We start from the raw sequence: 12,573 nt of genomic DNA, 5'->3' as shown, positions 1-12,573 counted from the left end.
TTCCCACAGCTTTTACTCCCTTGCGGACTTCGAAAAGCAGCTTGCCATCCATAACCGCCGTTCCAACAACTTTCCCATGAGGCCTCTTGGCTGGCTATCTCCTTTTGAGTTCTCTGTCCAATATGTTTGACAATCCTACAGAAACCCGGAATTCCCCAAATTTCTCCGTTTTTCCCGGCGCAAAGGACCGGTTTGTCTGCCATGGCCTCCGCCACAGCCGTGGGGAGATTGGTTTTCCGCAGCAGCTGCGGGTCCGGGCCGTTCTCCCGGAACTGGGAGGAGAAGATTTTGGCGTTCCCCTCGCTGCCGAACAGGATCACCCGCTTGTCGAACACGCAAAGCCCCTCCACCGGCACGGGGATGGGACTGCTGAGGTACGCCTGCAGCGTCACGCAGTAGAAAAACCGCAGGTCCACGGTGTAGAACCCCCGGTTGAAGCTCACCGGCTCCACATCCACGTAGATGTGCAGCAGCCGGGCGGTGCCGCCCTTGACCGCCAGGGCGCGGTTCACCACGTCGGCGCACTGGAGCTTGGGATAAAAGCGCAGGTTCTCAATGCAATCCTTGTCTCTGCAGGAGTCATAAATCTTTTTCGTGTGAATGCAAACCGCCTCACGAATGCCGTCGGGACCCTCCACCGGGCCGGGCACAACTCTCTCAGGCATTGCAATACCTCCTATTAAGTACTGGAAGAGCCGCTCTTCGGGCGTTCTCTTTCATCCCAGTGTATGCCCGCCGGTCAGATTGGTGCGGAGACAAAGCAGCCCGGACGCAGGCATGTCCGGGCTGCTGGTTCAGTTAAAGGTAAGGGTGCTGGTTTTGGGGCTGATGATGCAGACATAGCTGGTGCCCTGCCCCAGCGTCAGCGGCGAGCCGTCCTCCGCGGTGTAGACGAAGGGATCGCCGCGGGAGGCCTTGCTCCACCGGATGGGGGCGGATTTTCCGCCGCAGAAATAGGTGCCCTTGCCGCTGCCGGTGAGGTTTACCGACAGCCGGCCGTAGGTATCGCCGGAGATGATGTGGATGTCGGTCTCCAGCACCAGCACGTTGGTGGCCGACACCTGGTCGCCGGTGCCGCCGTCCATATACCTGCCGCCGTACTGGCCCACCAGGTACACCCCCGCGGCGCTGTCATAGTCGAAGGTGCCGGTTTTGTAATTGGAGAACCGGAGCTTGATATGCTCCGCCGCCGCGCCATTGACGGGGGTGCCGTCCGCGGCGAAGGTCTGGGGATAGCTGTACCCCTCCTTGTGCTCCGTGCGGAAGTGGCCGTCCGCGTAGGCGCGGATTTTCTCTCCGCTGGTGACCAGAGTGTGCTCATAGTCCATGGTCTTGCGGCGCTCCTGATCCCGCCAGAAAATCCGGGCGTCGCTGCCGCCGTTGACGCCGTCCATGTTGTCCACGCCCCAGCTCTTCAGGTCCGAATAGGCCTCCGGGCTGCCGCCGGCATGGACGTACAGGGCATCGTGGCCCAGAGCCAGCTCGATGTAGTAGGGCCGGGCGGAGCGGATGCTGCCCAGGGTCTCCACACCCTCCAGGGTCTGATACACCGCCAGCATCCGGGTGATACCGCCCTCGGCGGGGACCTCATAGATGATGTCCGCCCGGGAGACGCCCAGCTGGGGCTGGGCCGCTTTCAGATTATTCAGCATCACCGCCACAGGGCGCAAAGACTCGTATTCCTCCTCCATGGGCATGCCCGTCAGCGGGTTGACGCCGCCGGGTCCCTCCGGCTCCGGCTCAGGTTCCGGCTCCGGTTCGGGTTCCGGTTCCGGCTCCGGAATCGGCTCCGGCTCCAGTACCGGCTGGGCGGCGGAGGACGCCGCGGCTTCGGAGGACGCGCTCTCGCTCCCCTTTCCGCAGCCGCCCAGGGACAGCAGCATCAATCCGGCCAGCGCCAGACACAGGAATCGTTTCTTCATGAAAATCTCCCTCTTTCTCTGTGGGGTCGAATGGTGTCGAATCCGCTATCATCATAGCAAGAGAAAGCAGGTCCGTCAAGTTTGGCATTGGAAAATTCCCCCTGCCACTGTACAACCGGGGAAAGACCCGCTATAATAGCCATTGTCGAATGCTGACGAACTGGAGGGACAACTATGGCCGGACGGGGCTTTATTCAGGATAAACTGGAGATCAAATTTCTGATTTTATATATTGCCGCGCGGGTGGTGGAGCCGGTGCCCTTTGACACCATGCTGGACCTGACGCTGTGCGACGACGCCATCGACTACTTTGACTTTTCCGACTGTCTGGCGGACCTGGTTCGGACGGAGCACCTGACGCTGTCGGAGGACGGGCTGTACGCCATCACGGAGAAGGGGCTGAAAAACAGCCAGATCTGCGAGACCAGTCTCCCCTACTCCGTGCGGCTGCGGTGCGACAAAAATCTGGCGGAGTGCAACCGGAAGCTGCGGCGGAAAAGCCAGGTGAAGGCCCGCACCGTGAAGCGGGACAACGGCACCTACGCCGTGGCCCTCTCCCTGTCCGACGATATGGGCAGCGTCATGGAGCTGGAGCTGATGATGGTACGGGAGGACATGGCCCGGCAGCTGGAAAAACGGTTTCTCAACGCGCCGGAAAAGCTGTACAGCCAGATCATGCAGCTGCTGCTGTCCGATCTCCAATCCGAACATTGAGCCACAATTGCAGCGCAGGCCGCACCGTTTTGGTGCGGCCTGCGTTTTGCGTCCTCCCCGCGGGACGCCTCCGTGATTCCGGTGCTTCAAAAATTTTTTGGCCGGGATACAAAATTTTTTGGATTCTGAATCTTTTACACATTTTTTATTTATTTTTGATAAAAACATCCCTTGTACTGCCAGTCTGATTTTGTTATAATTAGACAAACCGTATGGTGTATTCTGGTAACAGGCTCTTGCCGGAATACGCCATACTGTTTGTCCCTATCCCCCCGGAGCCATTGTCAAAAGGAAAGGAAGATGAGGAAATTTGAACAACCGGTACACACGCACACGCGCTCCCAGCGTTCTGGTCTCCTGGGTGCTCACCATCATCATGGTGCTGAGCCTCCTGCCTGCCAGCGCTCTGGCTGACGAACTGGACAGCGGTGCCGCGCCCTCTGTCCGGACACTTCAGGAAGTGGGCACTTCCCTGTGGGAGCAGGCCATCGCCAAGGGCTACGGCAGTTTCGACACCATTGACCTGTGCGGCGGAGACTCCCACCTGCAGGGCATCTGTGTGGATGACAACATGGAGTACATGTATTTCTCCTACACCAGTGCCCTGGCCAAGCTGGACATGAAAACCGGCAAGGTGGTGGCTTCCGTGGGCGGCTTCGGACAGGGCAGCTTCGGCACCGCCGGCGGCGCCCATCTGGGCTGTCTGGATTACTATGACGGCTGGGTCTACGGATCCATCGAGTACAAGTCCCCCGGCGCCAAGTTCTTCCTGGCGGCCTTTGACACCAGCAAAATGACGGAGCTGGGCATGGACTGCAAGAAGATGAGCGAGGGCGTCAACGCCATCCTTCTGGCGGAGCCTACCTATGATTTCCGGGCGCCCATGAACTTTGACGGCCAGGACGCCGGCACGGGCTTCGCCACCAACGAGGCCAACAACGGCCACCTGTTCGCCTGTTCCGGCATCGACGGCGTCACCGTGGGCACCATGCCCGGCGACGATTCCGGCGAGCTGTACATGATCGTGGCTTACGGCGTGTACGGCGGCGGCAAGTTTGCCGACCGGTATGACAACAATTATAATGTGCTGCAGTTCTACCGGGTCAGCGACTTCTGGGACGCCGACAAAAAAGAGCCTGTGGGCACCCAGAACATCCGCTTTACCTATGAGCGGGGCCTGTCCACCGATTACGATGAGGACGAGATGCTCCACGCCGCCGACACCCTCTATGTCTGGACCGGCAACACCCAGTACGGCGCCCAGAACATCGAGTACGAGTGGGACAGCGGCGACATCGTGCTGTACACCTACGGCAACACCACCGGCTTCGGCAAGACCATGTACGTCATCGACGGCAGCGCCAGACCGGAGCTGAAGGAGCTGCAGGTGGGCCAGCACAACACCGACTCCGACGAGGCGATCCACACCTTCGCCAAGGAGACTGCGGAGTGCTACATCAATCTGAACGCCTACCGCTTCTTCGATCAGGACATCGAGCTGACGGAGACGAAGTATCCCCTGGTGAAGCACGCGGTGCTCAAGTGCATCTGCGGCAATCCCGCCAGCCATCAGTACGGCGACGACGAGTGCTGGGGCGACACCGGCGTTCTGAAGAACGAATACCCCATCTGCTCCGATAACTTCTACAAGAGCGCCACCACCGGCATCCACTGGCTGGACAATGACGGCGACGATGTGGATTACTTCTACATTGCCGACGGCACCACCACCGCCGGACTTTACAAGCGCACCACCAACGCCAACGGCTCCTTTACCTGGAGTGCCGTGGCGGTGAACGCGCCGCCGGCGGAGGAGCTGCTGCATTACAGCTTTGACAACGTCAGCGGCGGACGGGCCGCCTCCTCCACCCCCGGCACGGAACGATACGCCGCCGTGGTGCAGAACACCACCTCCGGCGTGGGTGTGGACGGCACGGAAAACGGCGCACTGGCCTTCAACGGCTTCAACTATCCCGCCCAGCCGGACCGGGTCTGTCTGGACGAGGACACCATTGACTACCTGAATGACCACATCAGCGACAGCTACTCCTACAGTTTCTGGGCCAAGCTGCCCTCCGCCCCGGAGAGCGACGGCAACTTCAACCCCTTCATCGGCTTCTACCGCCAGGACGGCACCTACGCCGGCGTGTTTGAAGTCCGCTGGCGGGATAAGATGAAGTACGTCATCAACGGCATCGGCACCGCCGCTGCCGGCAGCCCCGGCGATAACGGAAACTATCTGGTCAGCGGCAGCACCCCCGTTCCCGGTGACGAGGGCTGGCACTTCTACACCGTGACGGAGGACGGCGGCAAGGGCGTTGTCTACCTGGACGGCGTGCAGAAGGCCTCCTACTCCGTGGCGGCCAACCACCTGACAGCCGAGCCCTTCACCGACTTCATCATCGGCGGCGACAAGGCGAAGCTGTGGTATGACCGGAACATCCGCGGCGGACTCATCGGCTCCATCGACGATGTGACCATCTACTCCGGCGTTCTGACGGAGGAGCAGATCCGGACCGCCTACGCCGCCGTCACCGAAAAGGAGACCAGCGGCGTCAGCACCCCTGCCATGACCATCGCCAACCGGGCGAAGGACACCGGCTTCTCCCCTGCCTACCCCGTGTATGACAGGACCGCGGACGCCGGCAAGACCCTGACGGTCACCGCCGGCAAGGCCGTTTCCGGCATCACCGGCCTCACTGCCGACGATGTGACCATCAGCGGCGCCGCCATGACCTTTACCTCCGCGTTCCTCAGCTCCAAGGCCTGCGGCCTGTATGAGCTGACGGTCCGGTACGCCGACGGCTCCAGCTCTGTGCTGAAGCTCACCGTCACCGACGGTGCCAACAGCGTGGCCGTGCTGAATTACAGCCTCAGCGCCGCCGACGTCTCCGCCACCATGGTGAAGGACAGCAGCGTCTACGGCGTGGACGCCGTCACCACCGCCGCCGGCAGCTTCACCGCCAACCAGAACGGCGCGAAGAACAGCGCCCTGGTGTTCAACGGCTACGATACCCAGAATCCCAACTACGTCCGGCTCAGCGATGATGACGCCGCCTGGCTGAACAGCGTTCTGCGGGAGGGCTACACCGTCAACTTCTGGGCCAACGCCGACGGCGAGAACGGCAACAAGATGAGCATGCTGGGCTTCTATGCCGCCGACGCCCGGCCTGTGGGCGTTGTGGAGACCTATGAGGGCGAGGGCAGCGATCCCGCCACCACGGACGGCAAAATGACCGTTCAGGCGGACGCGGGCAAGGACGGCGCCAGCCAGTACGCCCGCAGTGCCGCCGGCATCGCCTCCACCAGCTCCTGGAACATGTACTCCATGACCTATGATGACGCCTCCGGAACCCTGACGCTGTACGTCAACGGCCAGCAGGCCGCCCAGACCGCCGTCACCGGCGACATCACCGGTCAGATCTCCCAGTTCTTCATCGGCCACACCTTCGCCAAGTACTACAAGACCACCGCCGCCCAGGACTGGACCAACCGCGGCGGCTTCAAGGGTGCCATGGCAGACGTGCAGGTCTATCCCGCCGCCATGACCGCCGACCAGGTGGCCGGCCTCTACGGCAACGGCCCCTCCACTCCCGCCGCCAGCGCAAAGCCCATTGTGTATTACACCATGGACGGCAGCTCCCTGAACGGCGACGGCACCGTCACCGACGCCTCCGGCTACGGCAATGACGGCCGCTGGCAGAACCTGACCGTGGTGCCCGGCGTGGACGGCAAGGCAGGCGGCGCTCTCCACTTCGACGCCAACGCCACCGAGCTGACCCGCCTGTGGATGGGCGAGGACGGCATCGATTACCTGAATGACGCAGTGGACAATCAGATCACCGTCAGCTTCTGGTTCAAGTCCGACGCCGCCGGTTCCAATAACACCTACAGCGGCGCCTGGTCCCCCCTGCTGGGCCTGTACACCACCTCCAGCCCCGGCTGGAACGGTTCCCCCGGCCGATTCCAGCTGGTGGCCGAGGACCGCTACGGATCCACTGTCATGTGCATGAACAACTATCCCAGCACCGTCTGGCCCACCGACATCCGCTCCGGCAACGGCAAGAGCCTCAATGACGGCCTGTGGCACTACGTGGTGATGACCGTGGACGGTGAACGCACCGAGACCGGCCTCACCGGCGGCACCTCTCAGTACCGCCGCTTCTACATCGACGGCACGGTGGTTCCCCAGCAGCGGGCCGCCTACCTCACCAGCGACCTGCTGGGCGGCATCGAGAACTTTGAGATCGGCGGCGAGCCCTACAAGTGCTGGGCCGATACCAACGTCCGTGGCCGCGTCACCGGCGCTTTCGATGACGTGAAGATCTACAACGTTCCCTTTGAGGCCTCCGACGTGGCCCGGGAATACGCAAAGAGTACCGCCACCTCCGACGGCCTGTACCTGCCCGTCACCTCCTTTGAGGTGGACATGGCCAACATGCAGGACGTGAAGGTCACCGCCAACAACGCCCAGAACCTGACCTCCGTCACCGGTCTGAGCGGCGGCTACACCTTCTCCGGCAGCACCGTCACCCTGGACGGCGACACCCTGTGCGACCTGGGGCTGGGCGACCACTCCCTGACCCTCAACTTCCTCAACGGCAGCAAGCGCATCAACGTCACCGTGAAGGACTCCCGCGGTTACTTCACGCCCTCCGTTCTGTTCTTTGAGAAGAGCAGCGGCGCGGAGAGCGTCAGTTTCCGGACCCGGGCCACCTTCACCTCCTCCCCCGTCTCCGTGGCGGCCGACGGTCTCACCGCCGACGATTACGCCATCAGCGGAAACACCATCACCATCTCCCGGGACTTCCTGATGCAGCAGCAGCCCGGCGCGGTGGAGTTCACCGTAACGGCGCCCTCCGGGGAAAAGCGCACGGCGGTGATCCACGTGACCAACAGCACCACTGCCGAAGGCGTGGAGCCCTACCCCATTCTCTACTACACCATGGATGCCGCCGACCTGGCCAACGGCACCCTGCGGGAGCGCAGCGGCCACGGCATTGACGCCGTCGCCGAAAACCTCAGCGCCGCCGGAAACAAGGACGGCACAGCCGGCGGAGCCCTGTTCTTCAACGGCTACAATGACGCCGAGCTGGAGCAGGCCTATCTGGACGAGGCCGGTGTCGCCTACCTGAATGAGGCCATTGACACCTCCGCCTCCATCAGCTTCTGGTTCAGCAGCGACCGCATCACCTCCAACTACATGCCGGTGATGGGCATGTTCGGCGCCGACGGCCGCCCCGCCATGATGGCCCAGTTCCGCACCGCCTCCGAAGGCGGCGAGCGCACCGGCAAGGGGCAGGCCACCCGTCCCTCCCTGGTGAACACCCCCGAGGGCGTCCGGACCCACAACACCAATTTCGTCGCCGCGGCCTCCACGGTCACCATGAACAGCAGCTGGCATCACGCCGTTCTGGTCTATGACGGTTCCGGCGCCTCCGTCTATGTGGACGGCGCGCTGTCCGCCACCGGCGCGGCAGCAGCGGGCGTGCTGGATGCCATCAGCCAGTTCCGCATCGGCGGCATGATGAACCAGTACTACGTCTACACCAACAAGGCTGTCCAGCCCAACGGCCGCTACTACGGCAGCCTGGACGAGGTGAAGGTCTACAACACGGCCCTGACCGCCGACAATGTGGCTGCCCTGTACGCCATGGGCGTGGCAGGCGGCCTGCCGGAGGACCCCACGGGACAGAAGACCGTCACCGCCATCACCCTCAGCACCAGTCCCAGAACGGAGTACGCCGTGGGCGAGGCGCTGGATGTCTCCGGCGGCAAGCTCACCGTCACCTACGATGACGGCTCTGAAAAGGTCATGGACCTGACTGCCGACATGGTCTCCGGTTTCGACTCCTCCAGGGGCGGCACCGTGACCCTGACCGTGTCCTTCGGCGGCCAGACCACCACCTTTGACGTCACCGTCAGCAAGGTTCTCACCGCCATCCAGGTCACCACCCTGCCCAGGCTGACCTACGGCATCGGCGAGACCCTGGACGTCACCAGCGGCCGGCTCACCCTCACCTACGACGACGGCACCACTGGCGAGGCCGCCCTCACCGCCGACATGGTCTCCGGCTTTGATTCCTCCTCCGCCGGTTCCCGGCTGCTGACCATCACCTATGGCAACAGGACCACCACCCTGGGCATTGTGGTGGGCAAGGAGCTGAGCGGCATCGCGGTGTCCGGCTCTGTCAGAACCGGGTACACCTACGGCGAGGCCCTGGACGTCTCCGGCGGCAAGCTGGTCCTCACCTACGATGACGGCTCCGACGAGGAGATCGCCCTGACCGCCGGCATGGTCTACGGCTTCGATCCCGTCAGGCTGGGCACCCAGACGCTGACCGTTGTCTACGGCAATCAGACCACCACCTTCGATGTCACCGTCAGCAAGGCGCTGACCGCCCTGAGCGTCTCCGGGCTCAACACCCGTCTCACCGTGGGCGATTCCCTGAACCTGACCGGCGCCAAGGTAATCCAGCACTTCAACGACGGCTCCCAGGAAACCGTGGCTCTCACGGAGGACATGATCTCCGGCTTTGATTCCGGCATGGTCGGAACCAACGTCATCACCATCACCTGCGGCGGCCTGAGCACCACCGCGGAGCTGACCATCATCGCGGTCACCACCGGCGGCGGTGGCGGAGGTGGCGGCGGCTCTGCCATCCCCAAGGATCCCGTCCCCGGCAGTGATCAGCCCGGCGACGACTCCACGCAGAACCCGTTTGAGGATGTGCCCGCCGACGCTTACTACTACGACGCGGTACTGTGGGCCGCCGGAAACGGCGTCACCAGCGGCACCGATGCCACCCACTTCAGCCCCAGCCGCACCTGCACCCGGGGGCAGACCGTCACCTTCCTGTGGCGCGCCGCCGGCAGCCCCGAACCCAAGTCCGCGGTGAATCCCTTCACCGACGTGGCTGAGGGCAGCTACTGCTACAAGGCAGTGCTGTGGGCCGTGGAGAACGGCATCACCAACGGCGTTACCGCCACTGAGTTTATGCCCAACCGCACCGTCACCCGGGGCCAGACCGTCACCTTCCTGTGGCGCGCCGCCGGCAGCTCCCGGCCCAAGTCCGCGGCGAATCCCTTCACCGACGTGGCCGGGAACGCCTACTACGCCAACGCGGTGCTGTGGGCCGTGGAAAACGGCATCACCAACGGCGTTACCGCCACTGCCTTCGTCCCCGATCAGGGCTGCAGCCGCGCTCAGATCGTGACCTTCCTGTACCGCCATCTGGCGGACTGAGGTCCGGCGCAGTTCCGGTCCACCACAAGCAAAAGAACGCCCTCCGCTGACGCGGAGGGCGCTCTTTTTATCACTTGATCACCACATTTTCCTCACCCAGGGTCTCCCGCAGCTCCTGCAGCAGTGCCCGGTGCAGCAGCACCTGATGGCCGTAGACCTTGCGGGTGTCCGCCATCACCATTTTCACCGGCGTGGTGCCGGGGAACATCTGGAACACCAGACGCATGTGGGCCAGCTCCGGGCTGTCTTTCCCGGGGAATTTCAGGTACAGCACCTTCCCCTGCTCCACCTTGTCCGAAGGAGGGGCCGCCGGCGGTGCGGCCTGGCCGCTGCCCACGTTTTCCAGGGGATAGGCACTGTCGCAGATGATCTGGGGGGCCTTCTCGTCCCGGACGGACAGCTTGCCCTTGATCACCACCGCCTGATTCTCCTTCAGGTAGGCGCCGCAATTCTCCAGCACCCGGGAGAAGCACAGCAGCTCCATGGCCGCCGTGTCATCCTCCACCATCACATAGGCCATGAGGCTGTTGTTCTTAGTGGTTTTGGTTTTGCTGGAGGTCACCACGCCGGCGATGGTGATGCGCTGGTCATCGGCAAAGCGGGTGGGACCGCCCTCCTGGGCGAAGTCCTCCAGAATGGAGGAAATGGAGGGCGCCCGGAGCCGCTCCACCTGCTTGCGGTAGGCATCCATGGGATGGCCGGAGAGGTAGAGCCCCGTGGTCTCCTTTTCCATGGTCATCAGTTCCTGGGGGGTAAACTCCGGAACATCCGGCAAGGGAATCTCCTTTGCAGCGCTTGCCGCTCCGGTATCTCCCGCCGCCATGGAGAAGAAGTCCAGCTGCCCCTCCACGTTCTGCCGGCGGGAGTCGGCGATGGAGTCCATCACCTTTTCAAACACCTGGATCAGCTGGGAGCGGCGGGCGCCCAGGGAGTCGAAAGCGCCGCTGCGGATGAGATTTTCCAGCGCCCGCTTGTTCATATCGCTGCCCAGCATCCGCTGGCAGAAGTCGCTGAGGGAGGTGAAGGGGCCGCTTTCCCGCTCCCGCACCATGGCCTGGATAAAGCCACGGCCGATGTTTTTCACCGCTGCCAGGCCGAAGCGGATGCCTCCGTCCTCCACGGTGAAATGGTCGTAGGAGCGGTTGATGTCCGGCGGCAGCAGGCGGATGCCGCAGTCCCGGCACTCGTTGATATACCCGGCGATCTTGTCCGAGTTGTCCAGCACGGAGGTCAGCAGCGCCGCCATGTACTCCCGGCAGTAGTGGCACTTCAGATAGGCCGTCTGGTAGGCCACCACGGCGTAGGACACGGCGTGAGCCTTGTTGAAGGCGTAGTTGGCAAAGTCATAGATCTCCTGGTAGATGGCCTCCGCCGTGGCCTCCGGGATGCCGTTGGCCACACAGCCGGGAATGTTCCGCTCCGGATCGCCGTGGATGAAGGTGTCCTTCTCCTTCTGGATCTGGGCGGCCTTCTTCTTGGAGATGGCCCGGCGCACCATGTCCGCCTGACCCAGGGAATAGCCCGCCAGCTGCTGGAAAATCTGAATCACCTGCTCCTGATAGACAATGCAGCCGTAGGTGATGGACAGGATAGGCTCCAGAGACGGGTGCTTGTAGGTGATGAGCCGGGGGTCCTGCTTGCAGGCGATAAACCGGGGAATGGAGTCCATGGGGCCGGGACGGTACAGGGCGATAATGGCGGTGATGTCCTCAATGTTCTGGGGCTTCAGGCCCAGGCACACGCCGGTCATGCCGGTGGACTCCATCTGGAACACGCCGGAGGTCTTCCCCTGCCCCAGCATCTCAAAGGTGGCGGGGTCATTTTCCGGAATGTCCTCCAGCCGGAACTCCGGGTGCTCCTGCTGGACGGTCTTGACGGCGTCATCCAGCACCGTCAGGTTCCGCAGGCCCAGGAAGTCCATTTTCAGCAGGCCCAGCTCCTCCAGGGTGGTCATGATGTACTGGCAGACCACCGCCTCGTCATTCCGGGCCAGGGGGACGTACTCATACACCGGCCGCCGGGTGATGACCACGCCGGCGGCGTGGGTGGAGGCGTTGCGGGGCATGCCCTCCAGCTTTTTCGCGGTGTCGATGAGCCGCTTCACGTTCTCGTCCCGCTCATAGAGGTCCGCCAGAGGCTTCGACAGCCGCAGGGCATCCTCCAGGGTGATGTGAAGGGTGTTGGGCACCTGCTTGGCGATGACATCTACCTCGGCGTAGGGCATGCCCATGACCCGGCCCACGTCCCGGATGACACCCCGGGCAGCCATGGTGCCGAAGGTGACGATCTGGGCAACGTGATCCGCGCCGTACTTGCGCATAACATATTCGATGACCTCCCCCCGGCGCTCGGGAGAAAAGTCGGTATCAAAGTCGGGCATGCTCACCCGCTCCGGGTTCAGGAACCGCTCAAAGATGAGGCTGTACTTCATGGGGTCCACTTCCGTGATGTGCAGGGAGTAGGCCACAATGGAGGCAGCGCCGGAGCCCCGCCCAGGGCCCACCGGGATCCCGTTTTCTTTGGCATAGCGGATAAAATCCCACACAATGAGGTAATAATTCACATACCCCATCCGGCTGATGACGCCCATCTCATAGTCGAGCCTTTCCCGGTAAGCCTGGGGTACCTGGGGATACCGCTCGGTAAAGCCTTTCAGGCAGAGGTTTCGGAAGTATTCCTCATTGGTGACCC

Annotated in this window: 4 protein-coding genes and 1 pseudogene; 2 read left to right on the top strand and 3 right to left on the bottom strand. The window is 62.8% G+C overall.

All coding sequences use genetic code 11. The features are described from left to right. Both SOX55_RS08155 and SOX55_RS08150 read right to left on the bottom strand, forming a co-directional pair. Window positions 1-665, bottom strand: a pseudogene (locus tag SOX55_RS08155) (hypothetical protein); the annotation flags it as partial. Window positions 666-794: 129 nt separating this feature from the next. Beyond that, window positions 795-1,922, bottom strand: coding sequence for a DUF3048 domain-containing protein (locus SOX55_RS08150; RefSeq protein WP_325286944.1), 1,128 nt, complete (start codon window positions 1,920-1,922; stop codon window positions 795-797). 174 nt (window positions 1,923-2,096) lie between these two features. Between SOX55_RS08150 and SOX55_RS08145 the strand changes: the two genes are divergently transcribed. Both SOX55_RS08145 and SOX55_RS08140 read left to right on the top strand, forming a co-directional pair. Further along, window positions 2,097-2,636, top strand: coding sequence for a DUF4364 family protein (locus SOX55_RS08145; protein ID WP_325286943.1), 540 nt, complete (start codon window positions 2,097-2,099; stop codon window positions 2,634-2,636). A 310-nt stretch (window positions 2,637-2,946) separates the two neighbouring features. Further along, a complete protein-coding gene (locus tag SOX55_RS08140; protein ID WP_325286942.1) occupies window positions 2,947-9,882 on the top strand; it encodes a LamG-like jellyroll fold domain-containing protein in 6,936 nt (2,311 codons plus the stop codon). A 70-nt stretch (window positions 9,883-9,952) separates the two neighbouring features. Here the strand turns inward: SOX55_RS08140 and dnaE are convergent. Continuing rightward, window positions 9,953-12,573: DNA polymerase III subunit alpha (dnaE, locus tag SOX55_RS08135; protein WP_325286941.1), on the bottom strand; the 2,621-nt coding region annotated here is incomplete at its 5' end.

Origin of the sequence: Dysosmobacter sp. (assembly GCF_034093755.1) — a bacterium.
Classification (GTDB): Bacteria; Bacillota; Clostridia; order Oscillospirales; family Oscillospiraceae; genus Oscillibacter.
Note: the sequence above shows the minus strand (reverse complement) of the source record. Positions and strands in the feature narration are given on the sequence as shown.

Bases quoted from the DNA above. Each gene is read 5' to 3' on its own strand.
- SOX55_RS08150 (WP_325286944.1), bottom strand. From the start codon at position 1,922: ATGAAGAAACGATTCCTGTGTCTGGCGCTGGCCGGATTGATGCTGCTG.
- SOX55_RS08145 (WP_325286943.1), top strand. From the start codon at position 2,097: ATGGCCGGACGGGGCTTTATTCAGGATAAACTGGAGATCAAATTTCTG.